The organism is Prosthecobacter dejongeii, assembly GCF_014203045.1.
In the GTDB taxonomy this organism is placed as follows: domain Bacteria; phylum Verrucomicrobiota; class Verrucomicrobiia; order Verrucomicrobiales; family Verrucomicrobiaceae; genus Prosthecobacter; species Prosthecobacter dejongeii.
In genome coordinates this window covers 121,848-145,815 of sequence record NZ_JACHIF010000001.1, presented here as the reverse complement: position 1 = coordinate 145,815, position 23,968 = coordinate 121,848, and the positions used below count along the sequence as shown (strand labels likewise).

Below are 23,968 nucleotides of genomic sequence, written 5' to 3'. Positions count from 1 at the left end.
CGCCATGCATATCAAAGACATCCTTCTGGCTGCGAAACGTCCCACGTTGTCGTTTGAGTTTTTTCCTCCTCGCACCCCTGAATCCGTGAAAGAGTTGCAGGATTCCCTGCAGCAGCTTGCAGTCTGGCGGCCTGACTTCGTTAGCGTCACCTATGGTGCGGGTGGCAGCACCCGGGATCGCACTCAGGCGTTGGTGGGAGAGCTCAGCCAGTCGGATGTTTTTGACCCCATCCCCCATCTCACCTGCGTGGGTCACACGCGGGCACAGATCAGGCTGCTTTTAGAAAACTATGCCGCAGCAGGCGTTAGTAACCTACTGGCCTTACGGGGCGATCTGCCGGGGCAAGGGGCCCAGGAAGGCGAATTTAAAACGGCTGCCGACTTGGTCCGATTCATCCGTCAGTTCAATGAACTAGGTCTTCATCCAGACCCACGTGGCTTTGGCATCGGCGTCGCCTGCTTTCCAGAAGGTCACCCAGGCACGCCTAACCGAATGCTCGAAATGGATTACCTGAAAGCCAAGGTGGATGCCGGGGCTGACTATCTGTGCACTCAGGTCTTTTTTGACAATCATGACTTCCATGACTTCCGCGCCCGTTGTGAGCTAGCAGGTATCCTTACCCCCATCTTCGCTGGCATCCTGCCTTTGACCCAGCTTAGCAGTTTACGACGCATGGCGGAATTGTCCGCAGGGTCACGTTATCCCGCCCGCCTCCTTCGTTGTTTCCAGAGGGCAGGGGACGATGCTGAATCCTTTCGCCAAGTTGGCATCCATCACGCCATTACCCAGAGTGCCGATCTCCTGGATCAAGGCGTTTCAGGCATTCACTACTACACCCTCAATAAAGCCAGCAATACAGTGCAGGTGCTGCGTGGTCTGGGATACAGCGGCCATCACTCTCTGAGTAAGGTGATCCAGAAATGATACTTTATGGGGAATCCATGGACGCCTCACTTTTCGCATCACTCAGAGAGGGATGACTACTGTTCAATCCCGGATCCCTTGATCACATCGGCCCACTGGACTCTATGCCAGGAGGCTGCTTCGGGTCTTAAGCCTACACTGCCAGCAAATTCACCGCGTACATCATAAAACTCGATGCAGATGACTTCCTCATCACCCAATTCAAAACGAGTTGCCCAGGTCTGGCCTCGGTGGCCACAACCGCGCAGGGTCATTTGAGAAGCCTCGCCAAAAAAGGTGGTGCCGCAGCCACATTCACCCCAGTGCGTGGGAAAAAAGCCGCTGGGGAGAAACACCGCCTCATTGCGCACCACTCCGCCCAGAGGCACTTGGCCCAGGGTCATGGATTGTAGCGCCTGCCGCACCACCCTGCGCGGCAGGCGCCAGGCCAGATCCTGCCCTGCTGCCTCCAGCGCGGAGAGGCGGGAGACGCCCTCCATGCCAGGAAAGGTAGAGTCAGGCAGGCTTCTCGAGAGGCCCTTCCAGAGCTGCCTCACCGTCTGTGAATCAGGTGCAGGTTGCTCCTTTCGGACTTCGGATTTCTGGCCAAAGGGATAGGTCCGTCGGCCACTCGCGTGGCGGGCGACGAGGTCTTCAAAGACCTCGTAATCGGACCAATTGGTGACGAGGATCTTCAGGCATCCTCCACCACCACGATCAAAAAATTGGAAACTGGCCACTTGCTGGTCGCCCATGGTTTCGACCACCGCCATTCCTCCACCTAACGCGGCGGGACGGATCTCGGCCCCGGATTTCACACATACCCATTCATCGCCCCCTGGGTAACTTTGAAACATGGAATTCTCCCAGGCAACAGCTAGACTCAAGGGGCCATGGGCTGCGGTGATCATCACCAGCCCCAGTTCCCGCAAATTCCTGAAAAATTCAGTCCATTGTCCATCTAGATGGATGGCCAGTGCGGCACCACCATCGGCTTCAAAGCACCACTCTGGACGCACTCGACGCAGATCAAAGGTATGGGCCGGAAAGCTGTAAGCAATGCGTGGCGAATGGTGTGAAGTGGAATCCATGATTAAGGAACCATCAAGAGTTAGGCTGCTAACAGGCGTTCCTCAGCAAGGGTGGCGAAAACGCCTTCAATCCAGGCATCGCAGGGGTCATCGTAATCAATGTCGCAGTCCACTCGGGCATGAAAACGAGTGGCTCCCTGCGCCTCCAACGCTTCATCGTAGTCTTTGCCACATTGGCAAAAGCGATCGTAACAGGAATCTCCCAAAGCCAAGACAGAGTAACGCAGATGCTCCAGGCGGAAACGGGGATGGTTGACTACCTGCTCATAAAAATTCTCGGTGCCGTCGGGTGGATCTCCATCGCCATAGGTGCTGGTGATGAGGAGGACCGTGTCGAATTGCTTCAACACATCGGCGGTGGAATCCATCATGTTTTCCAGTACTGGATCGTACCCGCGCAGTCGGGCGACGCTGGCGGCCTTTTCTGCGCAGGATTCAGAGTTCCCTGAAAAGGTACCAAAGAGGATGAGAAGTGGCTTAGACATAGATGGATGACACCGCACCATTGCCTCAGCCCATAACCTCCTGCTGCCGCTGGTTTGTCATGAATGGTCGAAGAAATGACTTTCTTTCAACAGCCCCACTGAATGAAATGGGCCTGCATTCACGGCCGTATTAAAGGCTTCTCTCCTCATGAAAATTTGGCTTTTCCTCCTGGCATTTACGCAGCTCGCCTCGGCAGCAGATTGGCCGCGCTGGCGTGGTCCCACGGGAGATGGTCGTTGGAATCCAGAGCACGTGCCTGCCGACTTGGCCAATCGCGCTCCAGAGCAGCTTTGGACAGCCGACATCGCCGGTGGTTACGCCGGCGTCACCGTCAGTGAGGGGCGAGTGTATGTTTTGGATCGTCCTAAAGAACCTCAAGACATTGAACGCATCCTTTGTCATGCCGAAGATTCTGGTAAGCTGCTTTGGTCGCAGACTTGGCCTGCTGTTTACGGGCGCATGGACTATGGCACAGGTCCTCGTTCTTCCGTCACACTTCAGGATGGTATAGCCTATGTTTTAGGCGCTGCGGGGATGGCCCTATGCCTGGATGCCAACGAAGGTAAAATTCTATGGCAGGTGGATATGGTGAAGAAGCATGGTGCTCAGATTCCCACCTGGGGCTTTGCCGCCTCTCCTGTGTTGGATAGCAACAAAGTCCTTCTACATGTGGGCGCGGTGCCGGGTGGCAGCGTCCTCGCTTTGGACAAAGGTAGCGGCCAGCTTCTCTGGCGCGGTGGAGCCGATCTTGCGGGTTATTGCACGCCCGAGATCATCACCCACGCAGGGCAGCGACAACTCATAGCCTGGGGGCCAGAGCACATCCAAAGCCTGAACCCCGAAACCGGAGCCACGCTTTGGACCTACCCTTATAAAATCACCTATGGCGTTAGCATTGCCCAGCCGCTTTATCGGGATGGCATCCTGCTCGTATCGGGCTACTGGCACGGCACCAAAGCCCTACGCCTTGATGTTGAGCCCACCCTACTTTGGGAAAATGAAAAGGACATGTGCGGCCTGATGTCCGCGCCCCTATTCAAAGATGGCATCGTTTATCTGCTCGATAAAACCAAGGGCCTGCAAGGCATCGAGCTCGTCACAGGGAAAATCCTTTGGAGCGATGCCAATACGCTCACTCCGAAAGACCGCAATCCTCAGATGAGCCTCGTCTGGTTGCGTGAAAGTGAAGGACTCGCTGCCCTCCTCAATGCCAGTGGAGAGCTCGTTTATCTGCGCTTGAATGCTGAAGGCTTTAATGAGCTCGCTCGTCACCAGATCATTGGCAAGACCTGGGCTCACCCCGCCTTTGTGGGAAATCGCATCTATGCCCGCTCAGACACTGCGTTAGTCGCATGGCGGCTATGGCCGGACCAGTGACTCAAAGGTTTCTCAATTCGAGAATGCACTGTTTGTAACGTTGCGCCCAGGCTTGAATCTGTTCGTCTGTCAGTTGCCTAACTCCATGGATGACAAAAGGCTCCAGATACTCCATGCCGCAAAGGCGTGCGGTTTGGTCGAAGGGGGCCAGCAACTCCTTCATCGTGTAGCGGTTGTAGCCTTCTCGCTGGTACGCTTCCTCCGGGCCACCTGTGGTCAGCGCACTCATCACCTTTTTGCCCGCCAGCTTGGTGCCGCCTTCTCCGTAGGCAAAGCCATACTTTAGCACCACATCCTGCCATTCCTTGAGGATCGCTGGCGCTGAGTACCAGTAGAAAGGATGCTGCCACACGATGACATCATGCTCCAGCAACAGCTCCTGCTCAGTCTCAAAGTCTATGTGCAGGTTTGGATACTCTTCATAGAGATCACGAAACGTCACGCCTTCCATCCCTTGCACCGCGTCCATCAACGACACATTCACACGTGAGCGATGCAACGCCGGATGAGCAAAAAGAATGAGGACGCGGGCCATAGGATTCAATGGCAGATTTCTGCGCAAGATCCAAGCGGAGAAAACTCCAGAATGTCGCATTCCTACATGTGTCGTATATTAACCTTGATAAATACGACAAATGTCGGCAATATCGCCGAATATGGCCAAAAAATCCCTTCCTCCACTTTCCGCCGCCGAGCAGGCGTTGATGGACATTCTCTGGAAACGTTCGCTTGCCAGCGTGCTCGACTTGCTGGAGTTGGTCAATGAGGGGCGCGCCGAACCTGTCACCCGCAACACGCTCCAAACTCAGCTCACCCGCCTGGAAGCGAAGGGCTGGATCTCCCGCGACGACTCCAGCCGCAGCCATGTCTATACCCCCGCAGTCCCCGAGCAGCGAGGCCGCAGCAGCGTGCTGTCAGAACTCAAACAGCGCTTTTTTGGCGGCAGCAATCTGGCGCTGGTCCGCTGCCTTGTCGAAAGTGAAGAGATCACCGAGGAAGAATTGGTGGAGCTGCGCAAACTGGTCCGCAGCGGGGCGGTCAGGAAAGGAGGAGAGTCATGAGCCCTGAAAACGTCCTTTTTCTTAACTTTGGCCTGCATAGCCTGGCGTTTGGATTCCTCGGCTGGCTTCTCTTGAGTTGCCTGATTCGCGATGCCTTGAGGCGCAGTGTCTCGGCGATGATGGCCATTCTCTTTTCGGTTGGCGGGCCATGGCTGGTTTCTTCGCTGCCGCCCTTGGGGGGAGGAAGAGACATGCCCGCCTTGACGGCGCTTCATCAAACGCTGGACTCGGGCTGGAGCATTGTCATTCGGCAGGAGATGTCTCCTGCAACTTCCACGCAAACGATCACGCCTGATGTATCAAATTTTGTTAGGTATGGGGACCGTTGGATGTTTTGGCTGAAGTGGATTTGCTTGAGTGGCACTGTGATCCTGCTATTCAGGCATTTGTGGCAGACAGTCCGGATTGTGGTGTGGAGAAGGGGTCTGAGAAAGCCGACACCGGAAGAAATTGAATCAATCCCACAAGCCTTGCGCGGTAAGCCGCTGGCCGTTTTTCATCACCCAGGCACTCCCTGTGTGGTGGGCTGGTTCCGACCTCTCATTGCCGTACCAGCTTCATCCTTCGGTACACTGACTGCAAGGCAATGGCACTGGCTGGTCCTTCATGAGGAGGAGCATTTGCGTGGAAGAGACACGCTGGTCTCCTGGTTCCTCGAATGTGCACGCTCTGTTCTGTGGTGGAACCCTTTCATTCATGCGCTCATTGAGTGTCATGCTCGGGCCCGGGAAGAAATCTGCGATGCGGCTGCGGTGCGAGAGGCAGGCGGAAACAAAGACTATGCCGAATTTCTGCTCAGTTGGGTCCGGGCCTGCCACCCCATGGCGGGCGTCATGCCGATGGCTCAATCACGACCTGCACAGCGGTTGCGGGGACGGCTGACGGCGCTTGTCGAAGCTCGCCCGATACGTCATCGGCTGGGGGTGATTTTTTTACTGGCATGCACCGCCGGGGCAGTCATTGGGCCACTGCTCATCGCTTCTATCGGTCTGGCAGTTTCCACCGACTCAGCCGCCGCCCAGCCCGTCAAGTCGGCCAGCCTTCCTGGCGAAAACAGTTCCTTGTTTACCCGCACGTATGTGGTCTCCCCGAATATCCTTTCGTCTCCTTCCAATCCTGCCAACAAGGTCACTCCCAGAGAGTTTCTGGAAAGCAAAGGCATCCCTTTTCCTAAACATGCGATGGCCATTTTTCAAACCAACACCTCTCACCTTCAGGTGACCAACACGCTCGCGAATCTGGAAAAGACCCGCCAGGTTTTAAACACAGCATCGATGATTCAGCCTCAGGTCTATTTCGTCACGCGGTTCATCCAGGCAGACCGGTTTTTCGGGATTCACGGTGCTGTTTTGGATAACAAGTCCGCCGCCGCTCTGATTGCAAATGTCAGTCAAAAGGCTGGAATTGACGTGCTAAGTGCACCCCGCGTCACTACGAAAATGGGGCAGCGGGCTGTTGTCGAAGTTGGCCACTTTAATCCTGCAAATCCGGAGCAACTGGTGGGAATCCGCCAAGAACTGGTGCCATCCAAGGCCGCTGGGGGAAAGGTATTCATCGACACAAAATCCTCTTTTGGATTGGAGCCAGGGGAAAAATTGATTTCCTCCAAATTCAGCCTGCCCAAGGATTGGTCACAGGTCAAGGTTTACACCCGTAATGGCAGGGCTGAACTGGCCTCTGGGGAGACCTTGGTGCAGAACCTACAGGTCGGCGGGAAACAAATGACCCTCTTGATCGCGGCCACTGCCCTTCTGCCGGACGGCACTGAGACCAGTCATTTTGAGGAAGTCGCAAATGTCCGCTGGCCGGTTCAGGTAGGAAGTGACATCCCCTACGAGCCTGGAGCCGCTCCAATAGAGCAAAATACGTCCCCTAGGATAGCTGACAAAAAGGTCTTTTTATCCGTCGCTGTGGCAGATGTACCAGAAGTTTCCCAACTAGCTGCTAGTTTGGGTTGGGACGGTAAGGAAAAAGTGGAACCTGATCGTCTTTTAGGCGTTTTAGATTCCCATCTCAATGGACAGTTTTTGGTCACTGGAGTCCTGACTGAAGCTCAGTTTAGCCTCGTGATGCGTGCCTTGGGGAAACAGCAAGGTGCTTCGATTGTGGCCTTGCCAGGGGGTGCGGTGGAAAATGGGAAAGAGGCCGTTTTCCACTTACCTGAAAATCTAGGAGGCCAACCGTTCGCCGTCACACCACGGGTCTGGGCTGATGGCTACACGATTGATCTGAATGTGGCGCCTCCGAGCCTTGATCATGCCCCCAAAAAAGCGGTTACCACAGCAGTGACGATTTGGCCAAGCCAGACACTCATCCTTGGCGGCTACCTGAGAGAAGTGAAGGACCAAGGTCGCCTCATCTTTGTCACGGCCTCTCTTATCGAAGAAAACGGCAAAGCGACCCAGTAAAGAGTCTGCGATCATAACAAAAAGGGAGGCTGTTTCCAGCCTCCCTTGAGGGTTGAGTTTGATGAAGGGAAAAGCGACGGGGGCTATGGAACTTAAATCTTCTAGAACTTCGGTGTTTCCACGAGAAGCCTCTACGAAAAACTTGTTCCATCATTTGAGTTCTCCCGTCCCCCATGGATTCTCCAGCAGCCACGTAAGTGCTGCCCGCATGTCCGCCCCCTGCTGCTGGCCGATCCAGGCTTTCATCGCATCCGGCTGCAAGATTGCCCAAGAACGCAAGGCGCAAAAGGTGCGGTCAATCATATCTCCATCGCTGCTGAAGGTATCATCTCCTGCAAACAGTTTGATCAGGTTTTCTTGTGGGCAGAGGTTGGTTTGCGTCAGAAACTGGAATCCATAACGGGCTGCTTCCCCCACATCAACGTCGCCCCATTGCTCCATGAGGACACCCCAATCTTGGATGACTTCCACCAGCAAGGAAGGAGGCAATGTTTCAATAGGAAAGTCCTTCGCCAGCCCCAGTCCCATGTGGCTGGTATTCCAGGACTGGCTTTGGAAATCGTAAACTGCACTTTCGGAGACATTTCGTATTGTTTCGGCATCACTGGTGGTAACGGCAACCTCCATGGCCAGCTGCGGTGCCCAAGGAGCAGCTTCCATAAGCAGGTCTGACAGGATGTCATCATTCCCTGAGCCCTTCGCCCCGGCTTCATCCAGCCAGCGTTGGCCGGTGGCTTGGTTAGCGAGTCCCAGCAAAAGGCCGCGTGCACGAGCGGAAAGCGGGCTCAAGTTTAGATCTACATGTTCAACCCAGGCCATCATTCCCGCTTTGTCAATCTTCGCCCAAAGGAGCAGCCATTCTTGAGAGACGACATATCTTCCTGTGTTACTTGGTTTTTGTTCCGGGGGCCAGCCCACTTTCTCAGCGAAAGCGACGATGTCTGCCGCCTCCTCTGGGGAATGCACAAGCCAGCGTCGCAAAAGGACTTCAAAGGTTCCTTCATGCCCTTTGCTGGCGGCTGCCTCAGCCGTCCCTCTGAATTCCTGATCTGGCCCTTGGAATGCACTCACCATCTCCTCCAAATCTGAGTAGGTGTAGGATGGTAATTCAGACTTCCGAGTTTCAGGCAAGAAACCATATATCGCCAAATATCGTGAGACAAAGTCACTCAAAATGGCAATTCGCTCAGCACGCGGGAGTTTGGATTTACTGAGTCCTTGAGGGAATGTTTCTAGCCCCTCTCTGAGCCAGAAGGAAGACCCTCGCAGCGCTTCTAGATTGTTGATTTGGATTCTGGGATTGCCCCAGGCGTCCAGGCCTAACCAATGAAAGCCAATCAGGGAAAACAATGTTTGGGTGCGTTTCCAGGCAGCTTGTGGATCACGTTCCGCCCATATCGGAAGCATGAGAGCCACTAGGTCATCCGGCCACTGGGTACCTTGCAGACGGATGCAAAGGTCGAAGGTCTGTGGAAAAGCTTCCACGGGTATCAGCCGCAGGTAGGCAGCCAGGACTGCATGTCTGATTGCGGGGTTGGGCTCGAGAAAGATGCGTTCCAAAACCTTTTCCAGAGAAACATCCTCATGATGCTGCCATGGCATTCCCGTTAGTGGCTGGAAGTCCAGAGGTTTGAGATTTAGTCGCTGGCCGAAACAGGGCAGCGATGACAAAAGAATTCCTAAAAGCCCTAAAAGCAACAGATGACGCATGCACTGACATTTATCAGATAGCATTTTTGATAACCAGTTTTTGAGCAAAAAAAGGGAGGCTGTTTCCAGCCTCCCTTCGGGATGTTCCGTCCAACCTTGACCGTTGTAGAAGTGGATGTTGCGGTCTATTGCTCCAACCTCAAAGGTGCGAGCCAGGCAGGCTGGACCGGCGCATCGCCGGGATGATGAAGCCGGGACTTCCATTCCTCATCCGTCAGCGGTTGCAGGGTGGTGCTTTCGAGGTAGGGCAGCACAGCCCCGCGGCAGAGAATCTCCCTCCCTTTCCATGGATAAAGAACATACAGGAAACGGGGGCGTCCAATGCCAGCGGTTAGGGCCTTGCCGACGGAGGGATTTGTAAAAATCCGCACTGCCTTCGGAACATCGTCAGTGGCGCTGGTAAAATGGCAGTCAGTGAAGCTGGACAGATGCAAACCGAAGTAACGCAGCCATTCGCTTTCTTCAGGTAGGGGGGGGAGCTCACGGACTTGTTTATGGGCGAGGAGTGCCAGCCGCAGGCAGACCTTTTCCAGGCCATCCAGTGGAGGAATGTTTTCACGGTTTATCCAGTTTTGAAGAGCTTCCGCGACGGGATGATTCTTGTTCACTTCACCCCGTTCGATGATGTCAGCGCTATGCCGCAGATGTTTGACCTCCGTCGCCAAATTCCTGGGATCATTAAAATCTCCGTCGAGGGACAGCAGATTGTCGCGATAGAGGAGATCGGCGACCGTCATCCGCATCTCCTGCCAGCGATGCTTGGCTTCGTCATCCGTGGGCGGCTTTTCATAGCTGTCAGCAATGCGGCGCAACCTACGCGCGATGGTTTTTGAAGACAGATTGACTTTAGCTCTTGCCAACAGCTGAAGGGTCTCATGACATAGGTCGGCCAGACCAGTGAAAAAGTCTGGCAGCGGTTCGACAAATGCTGGCCATTCCTGGATGCCGGCTCCAACTGCATACTGCGGGCGGGCCCGCAGTGTCCATACATGTCGCATCTGCGCCCAAGCTGTCAGGGCTGTCTGGCACGACTTGGCCTGCCAAGCACGGGTCTTCATAAAGGCGGGGGCATCAGCCGCTGGTTTCTCAAAGAGGCGGCGCAGGAGAATTAACCCCTTTTCATGAAGACTGCTGGTGTGTGATAGCTCCAGGGGAGGGGATTCCTCCAGGCGGATCTTCTGGGCTTTTTCTCCGCCGACCTCGTTTTCGGCGGCGTAAGGTGACCCCAGCCAGGCGGCAATGCTAAGCGCATCGGGCAGGTATTGGGGACCATGACGGCGGGAGAGTTTTTCCATGAAGAGGGCATCCAGCAGTTGAGAACCGGGAAGTACGTAAGCCGACAGGGCATTGCTTTGCGGTTGCAAAGTGGAGGTGATTTCGACTGGATGACCGGGCGATGAAAAGCCTTTTCCCTTGTAGTCGTTGACGATGACCTGAATCCACTTGTGGGTCGTGTATAGGGCGATGCCGTTGTCCGGTTCATAGGGGAGCCGGCCAAATACGGAGGGCCGGTCGGCCGGGCCGGCCAGATCACTCAGCATGCGTTCCCGGCGATCTCGCAAGCTGTCCGTGTCAGAGTTCAGTTTCAAGGCCACGAGATGGTCGCTTTGGAGGGTGAGCCGGAGTAGGGCGATGGCCAGCAGATCTTCAGGAGAATCGGTGACGAAAGGGGCGACTTGCAGCCAACGGACCGCTTGGAAATAACCCACCAGATCCGGGTGTTCCGCATAAAAGCTGACAGGCTTGAAGACGGTGTAGTCTAGATCTGCAGCGGCATTTGAGGCCAGTTTCAGCCGGACTGGTCGGCCCGTCCCCTGAGCTAGGCGTATGCGCATTACCTCGTGGTTTACATCGTCTTGCAAGGCCTTGGGCTTCAGAGCCACTTTGAGGTCCAGCAGAACGGCGGCTACACCTACGACAAATTGCGCCCGTTGCTGGGCCGCCTGGATCAAAGCCCGATCACCCTGCATCAGCGTATCCGCCTTTTCGAGGGCGATCATCAACGTCTCCATCATGTCGCGAATGCCTTCGGCCTGAGATCGTTCCACCGCAGCCACGGTCTTTTGCAGGCACCAAGCATAGGCTTGGAACAGGGCGTCCGTGGTGATGAAGTAAGGCAGATCGGAAGAGTCTGCGGTGCCGTCGCGACGATAAGACGCCAGATAGGCCTGAAAGCTCTGGAGCATTTCATCATCGGTCATCAGCACCTTTTCAGCCTCAAGATGCCGGACGGCCTGGACACCTAGCCCGGCTTGACGGGCTGCCGCCTGCCAGGATTTTTCCAAGGCCTCCTTAGCCTTCTCACCGGGATCCGTGAATTGTGCATGAGATGTGGCCAGCGTGACGAGGAGGGAAAGAATGCACAACCGCATGGACAAAAGCTACAGGCGGCCTTTGAGACGGAGCAAGATGAAAACGCGATTGCATTGCAGATCGTGAATTCCTACCGCTTCGAAAGCCCGAGCCTCTATTGAAAAAGCTTGAGTGGCTGGAGGCAATGATGCGGGCAAGCCATCTGCATGAAGGAGCCGTCATAGCGATTGGCTCCCCCGTTCCTTGTTTTTGTTCCCAGATAACTCACAAATAAAAGTGTGTGCAAGGCCGCCAGGTGCATGGTCTCCAGACCTGAAAAAAGGGAGGCTGTTGCCAGCCTCCCTTCGGAATGTTGATCTATATGCGGACGAGGCCGCGTCAGCTTCAGGCGAGGGCCTTGGCGACGGCGTCGGCGGTGATGCCGAGTTCCTTGAAGACGGTGTTGCCTGGGGCGCTGATGCCGAAGCGGTCAATGCCGATGACCTGGCCCTGGGTGCCGACGTATTTCCACCAGAGACCGGTGACACCGGCTTCGATGGCGATGCGCTTGGTGCAGGCGGCTGGCAGCACGGACTCACGATACTCAGCGTCCTGGCGGTCAAAACGCTCAAAGCAAGGCAGGCTGACCACGCGGACGCCGGGCTTGCCCTTCGCTCCTTCGACAGCCCACTGAACTTCAGAACCGGTGGCGATGACGATGGCTTCAAGGGGAGCGGTTTCCTTCACGAGGACATAACCACCTTTGAGGGTGCCTTCGCGGCGGGTGGCGGCGCTGGCGCTGCCCTGGTGAGGCAGATCCTGACGGCTGAGGGCGAGGAGGGTCGGGCCATCGGCACGGCTGAAGGCGGCGGCAAAGGCCGCAGCAGCTTCTTCCGCATCGCCCGGACGGATGACGTCCAGGTTCGGGATCACACGCAGACCGCTGACGGTTTCCACCGGCTGGTGGGTCGGGCCGTCTTCACCCACGCCCACGGAGTCATGGGTGAAGATGTAGGTGACAGGCAGCTTGGCCAGGGCGGCGAGGCGGATGCTCGGGCGGCAATAATCGGCGAACACCAGGAAGGTGGCGCAGCTACCCAGGAACAGGCCGTCATAGGCGATGCCGTTGCAGATCGCGCCCATGGCGTGCTCACGGATGCCGAACCAGATGTTGCGACCGGTCGGGTTGGTGGCGCTGAAGTCACCTGCACCTGTGAGGTAGTTTTTAGTGGAGCCGAAAAGGTCGGCGCTGCCCGTGATGAGGTGAGGCACCGCTTTGGCGATGTGGTTAAGGATCTCGCCACCGCTGTTGCGTGTGGCGGCCTTGCCTTCTGCCGGATACTCAGGGATGACCTTGAGGAGGTCTTCAGCCTTCAGGCTGCCATTGCGGGCGGCGTCCAGTTCAGCAGCCAGGCCAGGGTTGGCTGCGCTCCAGGCACTGAAGGTCTGGTTCCACTCGGCGTGGGCGGTGGCGCGCTGGGCCTTGAGGTCGGCAAAGTAAGCCTTTACCTCGTCGCTGACGTAGAAATGCGTGCCTTCAGGGATGCCCAGGCCTTTTTTAGCGGCGTCCACAAACTTAGCACCGCCTTCGCCGTGGCCTTTGGCTGTGCCGGCGACTTCAGGGATGCCTTTGCCAATGATGGTCTTGGCGATGATGATCTTCGGCTTGCCGTTGTCGTTCTTCTTGGCGGCTTCGATGGCATTCTTGACGGCTTCGAGGTCGTGGCCATCAATCGTCACTGCGTCCCAGCCCAGGGCGGTGTAGAGAGCCTGGGTGTCTTCACTCTGGGTCACTTTGGCCATGGCGTCGAGGGTGACGTCGTTGGAATCAAAGATGACGATGAGGTTGTCCAGACCGTTGTGCGCGGCAAAGGCCACGGCTTCACGGGCCACACCTTCCTGGAGACAGCCGTCACCTGCCAGGGCGATGATGTGGTTATCAATGATCTTATGCTCAGCCGTGTTGTACTTCGCGGCTGCCATCTTGCCGGAAAGGGCATAACCGGCGGCATTGCCGATGCCTTGGCCCAGAGGGCCCGTGGTGGACTCCACGCCAGGAGTTTCATGGAACTCAGGGTGACCAGGAGTGATGGAATGCAGAACGCGGAAATTCGACACGTCTTCGATGGACACCGCGTAGCCGCTGAGGTGCAGCCAAGAATAGATGAACATGGAGCCGTGACCAGCGGACAGGATGAAACGGTCACGGTTCAGCCACTTCGGCTCCGCAGGATCACACTGGAGGGTTTCACCGAAAAGGACGGCTCCGATCTCAGCCGAGCCGAGGGGCAGGCCGAGGTGGCCGGAGGAGCACTTGTGCACGGCGTCCATGGCGAGACCACGGGCTTCATTGGCGGCTTGAGCGAGGATGGCTTTGTTCATGAGAAGGTTATCAGGGAGTCTGGAGTCAAGTTTGTCAAAAGAAGCGCAGGAGGCGGCCAGGCGCAGGAGGGCCGCTATTTACTGGCGCAGGGGGCGGTTTCAAGAGAGAAAACCGCGAGGCCCCGTCAACCACTGGGAGGAAAAGTGAAATTGGGTCGTCATTTTCCGGTTCTGGAAAAAGGCAGCCAACCGTGCCACGTATGCATCCTTACATGATCGAACGCAGCAGTTTTTGGGCAATTTGGGCCAGTGGTATTCTCACTATCACTGCGGCGGCGGATGAATCCGCAGTCTTTTCGGGACTGGAAAAAGATATTCTGCCCTTTTTGGAAAAAAACTGCTTGGAGTGCCACGATGCAGATGCCGCCAAGGCCGATATCAACTTGGAACCTCTGTGGGACACGAAGGCGGCCCGGCTGGATGTGCGTCTGTGGGATAAAATCGGCGATCAGGTGCGCACTCGTCAAATGCCCCCACCCAAAGAAAAAATCCAGCCTACGGAACAGGAACGGCAAAAACTAGGCGATTGGATTCAGCAAGCGCAGCAAGCGGTGAAGGCGCAAACACCCACCGACCCCGGCTTTCGCAAGGCCCGCCGCCTCACCCGTCGTGAATATAGCCTGACCCTGCGCGACCTCCTTTATGGGGCAAGTGACACGCTGGGAGATGCCTTCCCCACGGATGGTGCTGGGGGGGAGGGCTTTGATAACAATGCCGATACTCTTTTTATCCCACCTCTTCTCATTGAGAAATTCATCGGAGCCACGGATGCTGGATTGGCTGCTGCCTGGAGTAAATGGGAGATCAAAAAGCAACTCATCACCCAGTGGCCCAGTGAGAGTAAAAAGCCTCAGCAGGCCGCTCAGGAAACGTTGCACACCTTTGCTCGCCGAGCTTACCGCCGCCCTGTCACAGACGCCGATGTCTTGCCTTTGCTCGCCATTTTTGATCGTGGATTGAAGGCTGGGATGGATTATGAAACCTCTCTGAAGCGGGCTTTCAAAGCGGCTTTGCTTTCCCCTAAGTTCCTCATTCTTCAGGAGCAAGATCGCCCTGGGGAAACCCAAACTTGGCAGGTCAATGGTCATGAAATGGCCCAGCGACTCTCCTATTTCCTCTGGTCCACCATGCCAGATGCCGAACTTAGCCGTTTAGCGGATGAAGACAAGCTCCATGAACCTTCGGTCATCGGATCCCAGGTGAAGCGCATGCTGGCAGATCCCAAAGCGGAGGCCCTGACAAAACACTTTGCCGCCCAGTGGTTGGGCCTGGATGCACTCTTTAACACCGTGGATCCTGATCGCGGTAAGTACAAGGAATTCACTCAAAGTTTACGTCAGGCCATGTATGACGAGGGACTTTATTTCTCCTCTGCCATTCTTCGGGAAAATGGTCGCGTGCTCGATTTTCTGGATAGCAAATACACCTTTGTGAATGAGGAACTGGCGCGTCTGTATGAGATTCCCGATGTGAAAGGGTCCGAGATGCGCCGGGTCATGTTCAAGGACGAGCGCCGTGGTGGTGTGCTCGGCATGGGGGGCATGCTGGCAGCCACCGCGTACCCCCAACGCACCAGCCCTGTGCTACGCGGAAAATGGGTGCTGGAGACCCTCATGGGCACTCCACCCCCACCGCCGCCTGCAAATGTGGGCTCATTGCCCGAGGATGATCGCAAGATCGAAAATCTGACCTTCCGCCAGCAACTGGAAAAACACCGCAGCAAAGCCCAGTGCATGGGCTGTCACAATCGCCTCGACCCACCTGGGTTCGGGCTGGAAAATTTCGATCCCATCGGCAAATGGCGCGAGCATGAAAATGGCAAAGCTCTGGATGTCTCTGCCAATTTTGTGGACGGACGCACCTTCAAAGGCCCAGCCGAAATGCGCCGCATCCTTATGACTGAAAAGCACAAATTCGTGCGCAACTTCTGCGCCCGCCTCTTGGGCTATGCACTTGGTCGTGGCCTGGAGCCCCGTGATCAGCCCACTCTTCTGCGGTTGGAGGAAACGCTCGTCAAAAACGACTACCACGCTTTACCTCTACTTATTGCTGTGGCCCAGAGCTACCCCTTTACCCATCGGCGGCAATAGCTCATAGCTCTATCGTCGATTGAGCTTCGGTGGGGCGTTCATCTGTTCATCGGGTGCCCCGCGCCGTTGAGCAATGAAGGCCTCGGGTGAGACACGATTCAGTGGGGCATCGGCGTATCCCTGGCCGGGATTTATATACGGCCCTTCACGGACCTCAAAGTGCAGATGCGCCAGATATTGCCCATTGGCAGTCCCCACCGTGCCTATTTTTTCACCCCGATTCACCGTCTTTCCTGGCTGAGCCAAAATCTGGTCCAGGTGCGCATACACGGTTTGGTACACCCGCTCCTGGCCCGCATCCTCCAGATCCGGCACTCGATGGGCCAGGATCACCATGTTTCCCCACCCAGGCCCAGGCACCCCCGCATACACTACCTGGCCTATTCCTGCTGCATACACAGCATCCCCCAAATCTGAGTTCCCCCCTCCAATGCCATTCAAATCATCGCCCAAATGACGGGAAATTCGGAAAGGCTGCGCATTGTAAGTAAATGCGCCATGCGCCGTGCCCATGGGGTAGTCAAACCGTACCGCCAGTGGCAGTTGCACGATTTCCAGTGGGCTCAGGCGCAAAAAAGCAGGATCCAGGGGCCGCTCCAGCGGGGATTCAAAGTGCCGCGCCATCCACACCTTCAGTCCAATCCTCTCCCACAGCATCCAGCCGAGGAGGACCAGAAGTAGAAAGGTGAAGAGTGAAGGAAGACGCATGGTGGGACGGATGAGTCCATTCAACACCATGCGAACAATACGATCAAAGTGTGATCCAAACTTGCGTTCAGTCTCAATTAGGCTACACGGTTCTCAATATGGATCCACGAGTGAAAGAGCGCCTGGAAGCGCACCTGACCAATACCGGTCTGCGCCGTACCAAACAGCGCGAGACCATCGTTGAGGCTGCCTTTGCTACCGATGATCATTTCAATGCTGAAGAGTTGCTGGAAAAAGCCCGCAAACTGGACCGCACTGTTTCCCGCGCCACCGTCTATCGCACTTTGCAGTTGCTTGTAGATTGTGACCTGCTCCGCGAGGTGGACCTAGGTCGTGACCAGACGTACTACGATCCCAATTTTCTCGATAAACCGCAGCACAACCACCTCATTTGCCTGGATTGTGACCGAGTTGTGGAGTTTGAGGACGAGCACAGCGCCGTCCTGCATGACTGCATCACCCGTCGCCTTGGTTTCCAGCCACAAATGAAAGCCATGCGCATTCAGGCCCACTGCGATGAATTCGCTAAAACTGGTCAGTGTAAATACAAGGCCGAGCACGATGTGGCGCTGGCCAAATAGACACCGTTAAGGCGACTCACACCCGCTGAGGATTTCTTGAGCTGCTGCCACTACAGGCCTGCGGCGAGTGCAGCTTCGCGAACGAGTTTGATGAAACGACGGCGATCACCCGTGGGGTCAGGGCTCTGGGCTTTTTCTGCCAGAGAGAGGACCAGGGCGTGATTGAGCTGTGGCGTCTGTGGCAGGCCGCGCATGAGCAGGCCAAAGCTGACAACCGCGCTGTCAAAAATGAAGTCTTCGCGAGCATTTTGCCAGGCCTCACCTCGATCTTGCACGGCGAGTTTAGTGCTGTCGAAGGGGCCCACGGCCTGGGTGGTGAAACGGCCTTTGTCCAGAGTCACCGTGGCTACCGTCTTGTTGGCTGTGACGTCACCATTTGGTAGGAATTCATACCAAACGACGTGGGTGCCGGACTGGCGCAGTTCCGCCGCAGGCTGGTGGCGCTCGCAGAGCTGGCGGTATTCACGGACGTTTTTAGGGTCGAAGGTGACACGCAGGGGATAGGTGGCCGGGGTGAGGGCAGCGGGCTGATCTGCTGGCAACTGGATGCTCACGCGCAGCAGGCGGTGCCCTTCATTCCAGGGGCAGGTGGTGACCTCCGCCTTCCAGGAGTGGATGTAGAGATCCGGAGTGCGCGGTTTACCCGTATCCTTCACCTCTGGGGTGGTGAGGGGGGCGGGTGCAGCTAGGAGTTCTTGACGGTTCACCTTAGCAGGTAGTGGGCGGATTTGGGCCGGAGCGAGCGCAAATTGGTCCACAGCTTGACGGCTTGCATTGACAAAGTGGGTGTGTTTCCCAGGGCTGGTTACGGCCACCGGGCGTACCACAGGGGCGGAGGCGACAAGGGCAGGGCTGGTCACCGTCGCAGGAGTGGAAACGGCAGGCTTGACCGCGACCGCTGCTGTCCGTTGCGGTTCCGGCGCAGGGGCAATGACCACGACGGGGGCTTTTTCAGGGGCTGGAGTGGCCTTAACCAATACGGCAGCTTCAGGAGCTTTCACCTGGGGAGCAGGCATGGGGGCCTCGACCTTCGGCATCGTCGTAACGGGTTCTGAGGCCATGGCCACGGTGGAAGTGCTAGAGCCACCGCCAAGACCACTGTGACGACCTACGAGGTAGGCTGCACCGGTGAGGGTGAGCACGGCTGCGGCTTTCAAAACGCCAACCAAAAAGGGACGCAGGACGGAAGCGCGGCGCGGTGCAGGCCGGGGCATGAGCGGGGCCATACGGCGGGGTAGGCTGGCAGGGTAGAGAACGGCGTGTCTCTGCTCAGGACGCAGGCGTTCTTGCGGGATGGGAGCACCCTGGCGGAGGGCATCGGTAACGGCTTCCACCTGCTCCAGCTCATGCGTGGCGACTGGGCAGGCCGCGAGCAGGGAGTGAATGTCTCGAGCCTGGCGCGCGTGCAATTCCCCCAAGGCGTAAGCCGTGAGATCGGGGTTTTCTTGCGAGGAAGGTTTCATAAAATTGGGGGAAATTAGTGGGAGCGGCTGGCCAGTTCGCGGTTCAGGAGTTCCCGCAGTTTCTTGATGGCCACATGCATGATGAAGCCGACATTGCCCACGGTGAGGCCAGTGACATCGGCAATCTGCTGGTAGGAGCAGTCATGCATGAATTTGAGGCGGATGACCTCGCGTTGGTTAGGGCGCAGTTTTTCCACCAGTTCCCAGAGGCGGGCATGCAGCTCTTGGGAGTCCGCATTTTCTGCGGGATCTGGATCAAAAGAGACGGCGCTGTCCATGGCGTCGTCGTTCCCCAGATCCAGCCGGTGGTCCTTGCGGAGGATGTCCAGGGCTCGATTTCGACAGACGGTAAAAAGCCAGGCTTTGAGGTTGTCCCGCACTTTATCGGGGTCGGTAAGGTAAAGCTTGAGGAGGGCGTCCTGCACCACATCGCGGGCGCGTTCATAGTCTCCATTGAGGATACCTGCCGTGTAGGCAATGAGATTGCTCTCGTACTGGTCCAGCGCCCGCCTGACGAGGAGGGAGGCTTCATCTTGATGAGGCTGGACGGACATGCGTTCACTTTGCGACTTTTCTAACGGCTGGGGAAGAGATTTGTTAGAGACGGTTATGAAGAACGTTGCGACAATGTTCCGTTGGCTGGGTTTACGACCTACTTATCTTGGTGAGCCACCTTTCTCTTCCCTGAATGTCCCTTTTCTCTGCCTTCCGCCTGCCTGTGGCTTTTTTGCTCGGGACTCTCAGCCTGCTCAGCGCCTTTTTGCTGTTTCAGGTCCAGCCCGTGATCAGTAAGTTCATCCTGCCTTGGTTCGGTGGCAGTCCAGGGGTGTGGACCACCTGCATGGTGTTTTTCCAGATCGTTCTTTTTGCCGGGTACACCTATGCGCACTTGCTGACCAAGTTACGTCCACGCACGCAGGCCTTGGTCCACAGCGGACTGCTGCTGGCGGCTCTGGTCGTGCTGCCCATCGCCCCTGGGGAAGGGTGGAAACCCGCTGGGGATGAAGAGCCTGCGGGCCGGATCCTGCTATTATTGTTAGGCACCGTGGGACTGCCCTACTTTATTCTTTCTAGTACTAGTCCGCTGGCACAGGTGTGGTTCACACGTGCGGTGCCGGGGGGAACGCCCTGGCGGCTCTATGCACTTTCGAACATCGGCTCTTTGTTGGCGTTGCTAAGTTACCCCTTTTTCTTTGAGCCGCTGCTGGAGGTAACGGTGCAGACGTGGTTATGGTCCGGCGCATTTGTTCTTTTCGCCGCACTTTCCGCCACGCTGGTATGGAAGGTCACGCGGTCAGTTTCTTCCACTGAAAAAGTGCCATCGGCGACCCATGACGCCGAAGCTACGAGCCTATCTACGCTGGTGGAAAACGCGCCGCCGTGGTGGCATCGCCTGCTCTGGGTGGCCTTGCCTGCGCTGGCCAGTGTGATGCTTTTGGCCACTACGAATCACGTCTGCCAGGACGTGGCTGTGGTGCCTTTCATGTGGGTGGTGCCCCTGAGCCTCTACCTGCTCACCTTCATCCTCTGTTTTGAGCATGAGCGCTGGTACCTGCGGGGACTGTGGGCTCCGCTGGCCATGGCGGTGCTATTTATTACGGCCGGCGAAAAGCACCTGGGCTGGGATGTGGACCTGACACCGAATTACCTAGCTGAAATCGTCTGGTGCTTTAGTGCCATGTTTTTGGCCTGCCTGCTCTGTCATGGCGAACTAGCACGGCTGAAACCTAGCCCCTCACGCTTAACGGAGTTTTACTTGCTCATGTCCGCTGGCGGGGCGCTGGGCGGTCTGCTGGTTAGCTTGGTAGCTCCACGAGTTTTTGTCACCTACATGGAGTGGCCGCTGGCGTTGCTGGCCAGTCTGTTCGTCGCCACCATCACCCTGGCGGTGGCGGGGGTGCGGCTATCGCGGCGCTGGGTCGGCTTTCCGCTGGCAGGAGTGGCAGCGGTGTTGGGGAGCCTGGGCGTAGGGTTCCTTGCAGAAAAGACCACCAAGGTGGAGCCCCGTCTGGAGCGCGTACGCAACTTTTACGGCACGGTGCATGTGGATGAAGACTACGATACAGGGCTGGAAAATGAATACCGCACGCTTACCCACGGTGGCATCGTTCACGGCATGCAAAATCTGGGCGATCTCTACCGCCAGGAGCCTGTGACCTACTATGGGCGCCACACGGGCATTGGTCGCGCGCTGGGGCGACTGGCAGACCAAAAAGGTGCGAAAGTGGGCATCGTGGGCCTTGGGGCAGGCACTGCCGCCTGCTATGCCCAGAACGCCCATGACTTTCGTTTTTACGAGATCAATCCCGACGTGGTTCGCCTGGCGCGCAAACATTTTACCTACCTTTCCGACGCTGAAAAGCGCGGCGCTACTGTCACCACCGTCATCGGGGATGCCCGTCTGATGCTCGAGCGTGAGCCCAGCCAACAGTTTGATGTGCTGTTGCTAGACGCTTTCAGTGGGGATGCCATCCCCATGCATCTACTGACACGCGAGGCCTTTCAAATCTACCACCGTCACATGAAGCCAGACGGCATCATCGTCGTGCATGTGACCAACAGCTACCTCATCCTCGCTCCCGTCGTAGTGAAACAAGCAGAAGCCATGGGCTGGAAAACCACCCGTGTCATCACCGTGCAGATGGGTGATGACGACGATACAGACTACATGCTAGTGACCCAGAATACCGCCTTTCTGAATGCTACCCCGGCCGATGAACCCGTGGACGAACCCACCCTGGATGTACCTCTTTGGACGGACCGCTATCACAATCTTTTCCAAATTCTTATGACGGATTAGTGGATGGCAGGCTCTTTGTTTCGATCCACGCACTGGTGGGTGTTCCGTCAATGAGCTCCCACAATACTTCCTACAGACAAAAGACTGCCTGACTTTCCCTTTTTTAGGCGTCACTCTCACCGGTGATGATGAATGAAAATGCATGAGTGCTGCCCCTCCTGACCCCTCTCCGAGGCGCGAACGTCTCTGGCGAATCATTTTTCTTTCGGATACCCCTGTGGGCCGTGCTTTTGATGTGGTGCTTCTGTGGTTGATCGGCCTGAGTGTGCTCACTATCATCTTAGAAAGTGTGGATGAAATCCGCCTGCCGAACGTGCGTTTTTTTAACGTGCTGGAGTGGATCTTCACGGTACTTTTCACGGTCGAGTATCTGGCGCGCTTATGGTCCGTGCGTCGGCCCCTGCGCTACGCTTTGAGCTTCTTCGGGGTGGTGGATCTCATCTCCGTCTTACCCGCTTACCTGGAACTCTTCATCCCTGGCACCCACTACCTCATGGCCTTGCGCGTGCTACGGCTCATGCGCATGTTCCGCGTGCTGAAGATGGCCGAATATTTGGGCGAAGCCAGCATCCTCCTGGCTGCGCTGCGGGCCAGTCGGCGGAAGATCACCCTCTTCCTCACCACCGTGATTGGCATCGTTCTAGTGGAAGGCACCGTCGTCTATGTGCTGGAGCATGAGGCGAACCCTGACTTTGCCAACATCCCCCAGGCCATCTATTGGGCCATCGTCACCATCACCACCGTGGGTTATGGCGATGTGGCACCCATTACCGTTCCTGGGAAAATGATGGCCTCCATCATCATGTTGACCGGTTTTGCCATCATCGCCGTGCCCACCGGCATCGTCACCAGTGAGTTAGGCCGCGCCATGGGCAGGCCCCTGGCCCATCGCCGTCGTTGCAATGAATGCGGTTGGGAAGATCATGATACGCGCGCGTTACACTGCCAGCATTGTGGAGTGAAGTTGGATGCGTAAGAACGTCGTCGGTCCTACCATTGCATTCATTTCCAGCGCATGCAGCGAAAGGGGTGATCATCAATCAGATTACCCTGCACACCTTCCAATTTCTCTGGCCGATAAAACTGTACTCCCACATAGGAGTACACCGGGATCACCGCTGCCTCTTCACGCACCAGAGTCTGCTCCGCCTGTTGGAAGATAAGATTGCGCTTTGGAATGTCAGCTTCACGCGCGGCTGCTGTGATGAATTGGTCATACTTGGTGTTAGCCCAGCCGGTGCGGTTTTGACCATTGCCGGTGGTAAAGAGATCTAAAAAGGTGCTTGGGTCATTGTAATCGCCCACCCAACTCGACCTACACAGGTGGTAATCCAGCTCGCGCATGGACTTCAGCCACACCTTTTGCTCCTGTTTCGTCAGGTTCACCGTCACGCCTAGGGCCTCTTGCCACATGGATTGCAGTTCAATGGCGATGTTTCTTTCAATAGGTAGCGGAATGTAAAGGTACTCCACGCGGGGAAATCCACGTCCATCCGGAAAACCGGCCTCTGCCAGCAAGCGGCGCGCCTCAGCCACATTCAGATCCAGCCCTGGTGGCGACTGGTAGCCCTGGCCGATGCCGGGCGGGGTGATGCCCTGCGCGGGAAGTTCCCCCAGTTGAGTGATCTTCTCCACGATGCGTTTTTTATCCACTGCCAGTGCGAAGGCTTGGCGAACTCGCGGATCATTGAAGGGCGGACGTGTCACATTGATGCGGATGAACCACGTGCCCAAAAACGGGGCCGTGTGAAACCAGGACTGCTGCTTAAGCTTTTGCGTCAGGCTGGGTGGGAGCATGCCTTTATCCATCAGCAGATCACACTGGCCGGTGTGAAAGTAACTCAGCGCCGTATTCGCATCCTGCACGGGCTTCACCTCGATGGTGGCCATCTTCACATTCGCGGCATCCCAGTAGGCCGGGTTTTTGCGCAGGCGGATGCGGTCATCCAGCAGCCATTCTTCCAAGATATAAGCGCCGTTGGTGATAATGTTCGCCGGTTTGATCCAGGCTGTACCGTGCTGGGCGATGGTGGCCACCGGAACGGGAGCCAGCGTGACAAAGGCCGACAGATCTATGAAGTACGGCGTGGGGTTCTCCAACTCCACCACCAGCGTCTTTGCATCCAGGGCCTTCACTCCAATCTGGGCAAAGTCCTTTTGTGTGCCTTCTGTGTAGGCCTTGGCCCCGCGGATCACATGCATCAGCGTGGCGTAGTCGGCCCCAGTATCTGGGTGCAGAGCACGCTGCCAGGAGGCGACAAAATCCTGTGCTGTCACGGGCTGCCCGTTGGTCCATGTGGTGCCTGCCCGCAGGTGAAAAGTGTAGATCTTGCCATCTTCAGAAACGTCCCACCGCTCGGCCATGGCTGGCTCCGGTTTCCCCGCCTGAGTCACCCGGCACAGTCCTTCGAAAAGGGAGGTGGAAAGGCGCATGGAAACTTGATCCGAGGTCAGCGCCGGGTCTAGCGTCTCGGGCTCAGCGCTTTGGATGAAGACCAGATCCGCACGCTCCCGCTCCGGGGCACAGGCACCGAGAAGCACAGCACAGGCAGTAAGTCGCAGCAGTCGAGACAGAAATCGCATCGCTGCAGAGTGCATCTGAGTGCCCCCAGACG

General features: G+C 56.6%; 18 protein-coding genes. 8 read left to right on the top strand and 10 right to left on the bottom strand.

Translation table 11 applies throughout. The features are described 5' to 3' along the window. Window positions 1-4 precede the first annotated feature (4 nt). Window positions 5-925: a methylenetetrahydrofolate reductase [NAD(P)H] gene (gene metF, locus HNQ64_RS00430; protein ID WP_184204318.1), complete on the top strand. Its 921-nt coding sequence runs from the start codon at window positions 5-7 to the stop codon at window positions 923-925. A gap of 56 nt (window positions 926-981) precedes the next feature. On the opposite strand, the gene HNQ64_RS00425 is transcribed toward metF, so the two are convergent. Together HNQ64_RS00425 and HNQ64_RS00420 are read right to left on the bottom strand one after the other, a co-directional pair. Then, complete coding sequence (locus HNQ64_RS00425; protein WP_184204317.1) at window positions 982-1,995, bottom strand: ChuX/HutX family heme-like substrate-binding protein; 1,014 nt, start codon at window positions 1,993-1,995, stop codon at window positions 982-984. A 20-nt stretch (window positions 1,996-2,015) separates the two neighbouring features. Then, window positions 2,016-2,480 (bottom strand): flavodoxin domain-containing protein, encoded by a 465-nt coding sequence (locus HNQ64_RS00420; protein WP_184204316.1) that lies wholly within the window; start codon window positions 2,478-2,480, stop codon window positions 2,016-2,018. Window positions 2,481-2,628: 148 nt separating this feature from the next. Between HNQ64_RS00420 and HNQ64_RS00415 the strand changes: the two genes are divergently transcribed. Further along, window positions 2,629-3,858, top strand: a complete 1,230-nt coding sequence (locus tag HNQ64_RS00415) for an outer membrane protein assembly factor BamB family protein (protein WP_184204315.1) — start codon at window positions 2,629-2,631, stop codon at window positions 3,856-3,858. A 1-nt stretch (window position 3,859) separates the two neighbouring features. Here the strand turns inward: HNQ64_RS00415 and kefF are convergent, their stop codons facing one another. Beyond that, complete coding sequence (gene kefF / locus HNQ64_RS00410) at window positions 3,860-4,393, bottom strand: glutathione-regulated potassium-efflux system oxidoreductase KefF (RefSeq protein ID WP_184204314.1); 534 nt, start codon at window positions 4,391-4,393, stop codon at window positions 3,860-3,862. 121 nt (window positions 4,394-4,514) lie between these two features. Between kefF and HNQ64_RS00405 the strand changes: the two genes are divergently transcribed. Both HNQ64_RS00405 and HNQ64_RS00400 read left to right on the top strand, forming a co-directional pair. Then, window positions 4,515-4,919: a BlaI/MecI/CopY family transcriptional regulator gene (locus tag HNQ64_RS00405; protein ID WP_184204313.1), complete on the top strand. Its 405-nt coding sequence runs from the start codon at window positions 4,515-4,517 to the stop codon at window positions 4,917-4,919. Beyond that, a complete protein-coding gene (locus tag HNQ64_RS00400) occupies window positions 4,916-7,327 on the top strand; it encodes a M56 family metallopeptidase (protein WP_184204312.1) in 2,412 nt (803 codons plus the stop codon). The genes HNQ64_RS00405 and HNQ64_RS00400 overlap by 4 nt, the downstream gene beginning before the upstream one ends. Before the next feature lie 150 nt (window positions 7,328-7,477). Here HNQ64_RS00400 and HNQ64_RS00395 read toward each other — a convergent pair whose 3' ends face one another. From HNQ64_RS00395 to tkt, 3 genes are all read right to left on the bottom strand, one after another. Then, complete coding sequence (locus HNQ64_RS00395; RefSeq protein ID WP_184204311.1) at window positions 7,478-9,037, bottom strand: hypothetical protein; 1,560 nt, start codon at window positions 9,035-9,037, stop codon at window positions 7,478-7,480. A gap of 125 nt (window positions 9,038-9,162) precedes the next feature. Then, window positions 9,163-11,409, bottom strand: coding sequence for a DUF3160 domain-containing protein (locus HNQ64_RS00390; RefSeq protein WP_184204310.1), 2,247 nt, complete (start codon window positions 11,407-11,409; stop codon window positions 9,163-9,165). Between the two features lie 325 nt (window positions 11,410-11,734). Then, window positions 11,735-13,711, bottom strand: a complete 1,977-nt coding sequence (gene tkt / locus HNQ64_RS00385) for a transketolase (protein WP_184204309.1) — start codon at window positions 13,709-13,711, stop codon at window positions 11,735-11,737. 212 nt (window positions 13,712-13,923) lie between these two features. Here tkt and HNQ64_RS00380 point away from each other — a divergent pair, with 212 nt between their 5' ends. Continuing rightward, complete coding sequence (locus tag HNQ64_RS00380) at window positions 13,924-15,801, top strand: DUF1592 domain-containing protein (protein ID WP_184204308.1); 1,878 nt, start codon at window positions 13,924-13,926, stop codon at window positions 15,799-15,801. Window positions 15,802-15,810: 9 nt separating this feature from the next. Here the strand turns inward: HNQ64_RS00380 and HNQ64_RS00375 are convergent, their stop codons facing one another. Then, window positions 15,811-16,509 carry a M23 family metallopeptidase gene (locus HNQ64_RS00375; RefSeq protein WP_184204307.1) on the bottom strand — a complete coding sequence of 233 codons (699 nt, stop codon included), beginning with the start codon at window positions 16,507-16,509 and terminating at the stop codon, window positions 15,811-15,813. A 98-nt stretch (window positions 16,510-16,607) separates the two neighbouring features. Here HNQ64_RS00375 and HNQ64_RS00370 point away from each other — a divergent pair, with 98 nt between their 5' ends. After that, window positions 16,608-17,090 (top strand): Fur family transcriptional regulator, encoded by a 483-nt coding sequence (locus tag HNQ64_RS00370; protein ID WP_184204306.1) that lies wholly within the window; start codon window positions 16,608-16,610, stop codon window positions 17,088-17,090. Window positions 17,091-17,140: 50 nt separating this feature from the next. On the opposite strand, the gene HNQ64_RS00365 is transcribed toward HNQ64_RS00370, so the two are convergent. Further along, a complete protein-coding gene (locus tag HNQ64_RS00365) occupies window positions 17,141-18,553 on the bottom strand; it encodes a YfbK domain-containing protein (protein WP_184204305.1) in 1,413 nt (470 codons plus the stop codon). A gap of 14 nt (window positions 18,554-18,567) precedes the next feature. Then, window positions 18,568-19,107: an RNA polymerase sigma factor gene (locus HNQ64_RS00360; RefSeq protein ID WP_184204304.1), complete on the bottom strand. Its 540-nt coding sequence runs from the start codon at window positions 19,105-19,107 to the stop codon at window positions 18,568-18,570. Window positions 19,108-19,241: 134 nt separating this feature from the next. On the opposite strand from HNQ64_RS00360, the gene HNQ64_RS00355 reads away from it, so the two are divergent. Next, entirely contained in the window at window positions 19,242-21,353 is a 2,112-nt protein-coding gene (locus tag HNQ64_RS00355) for a fused MFS/spermidine synthase (protein WP_184204303.1), read from the top strand. Window positions 21,354-21,495: 142 nt separating this feature from the next. Further along, complete coding sequence (locus HNQ64_RS00350; RefSeq protein ID WP_184204302.1) at window positions 21,496-22,329, top strand: ion transporter; 834 nt, start codon at window positions 21,496-21,498, stop codon at window positions 22,327-22,329. A 26-nt stretch (window positions 22,330-22,355) separates the two neighbouring features. Here the strand turns inward: HNQ64_RS00350 and HNQ64_RS00345 are convergent, their stop codons facing one another. Further along, complete coding sequence (locus HNQ64_RS00345) at window positions 22,356-23,936, bottom strand: peptide ABC transporter substrate-binding protein (protein WP_184204301.1); 1,581 nt, start codon at window positions 23,934-23,936, stop codon at window positions 22,356-22,358. Between the last annotated feature and the right edge of the window lie 32 nt (window positions 23,937-23,968).

Coding starts and splice junctions, on each gene's coding strand:
- tkt (WP_184204309.1), bottom strand. CDS start 13,711: ATGAACAAAGCCATCCTCGCTCAAGCCGCCAATGAAGCCCGTGGTCTC.
- HNQ64_RS00395 (WP_184204311.1), bottom strand. CDS start 9,037: ATGCGTCATCTGTTGCTTTTAGGGCTTTTAGGAATTCTTTTGTCATCG.
- HNQ64_RS00370 (WP_184204306.1), top strand. CDS start 16,608: ATGGATCCACGAGTGAAAGAGCGCCTGGAAGCGCACCTGACCAATACC.
- HNQ64_RS00420 (WP_184204316.1), bottom strand. CDS start 2,480: ATGTCTAAGCCACTTCTCATCCTCTTTGGTACCTTTTCAGGGAACTCT.
- HNQ64_RS00360 (WP_184204304.1), bottom strand. CDS start 19,107: ATGTCCGTCCAGCCTCATCAAGATGAAGCCTCCCTCCTCGTCAGGCGG.
- HNQ64_RS00405 (WP_184204313.1), top strand. CDS start 4,515: ATGGCCAAAAAATCCCTTCCTCCACTTTCCGCCGCCGAGCAGGCGTTG.
- HNQ64_RS00350 (WP_184204302.1), top strand. CDS start 21,496: ATGAGTGCTGCCCCTCCTGACCCCTCTCCGAGGCGCGAACGTCTCTGG.
- HNQ64_RS00375 (WP_184204307.1), bottom strand. CDS start 16,509: ATGCGTCTTCCTTCACTCTTCACCTTTCTACTTCTGGTCCTCCTCGGC.
- HNQ64_RS00400 (WP_184204312.1), top strand. CDS start 4,916: ATGAGCCCTGAAAACGTCCTTTTTCTTAACTTTGGCCTGCATAGCCTG.
- metF (WP_184204318.1), top strand. CDS start 5: ATGCATATCAAAGACATCCTTCTGGCTGCGAAACGTCCCACGTTGTCG.
- HNQ64_RS00355 (WP_184204303.1), top strand. CDS start 19,242: ATGTCCCTTTTCTCTGCCTTCCGCCTGCCTGTGGCTTTTTTGCTCGGG.
- HNQ64_RS00345 (WP_184204301.1), bottom strand. CDS start 23,936: ATGCGATTTCTGTCTCGACTGCTGCGACTTACTGCCTGTGCTGTGCTT.
- HNQ64_RS00390 (WP_184204310.1), bottom strand. CDS start 11,409: ATGCGGTTGTGCATTCTTTCCCTCCTCGTCACGCTGGCCACATCTCAT.
- HNQ64_RS00380 (WP_184204308.1), top strand. CDS start 13,924: ATGATCGAACGCAGCAGTTTTTGGGCAATTTGGGCCAGTGGTATTCTC.
- HNQ64_RS00365 (WP_184204305.1), bottom strand. CDS start 18,553: ATGAAACCTTCCTCGCAAGAAAACCCCGATCTCACGGCTTACGCCTTG.
- kefF (WP_184204314.1), bottom strand. CDS start 4,393: ATGGCCCGCGTCCTCATTCTTTTTGCTCATCCGGCGTTGCATCGCTCA.
- HNQ64_RS00415 (WP_184204315.1), top strand. CDS start 2,629: ATGAAAATTTGGCTTTTCCTCCTGGCATTTACGCAGCTCGCCTCGGCA.
- HNQ64_RS00425 (WP_184204317.1), bottom strand. CDS start 1,995: ATGGATTCCACTTCACACCATTCGCCACGCATTGCTTACAGCTTTCCG.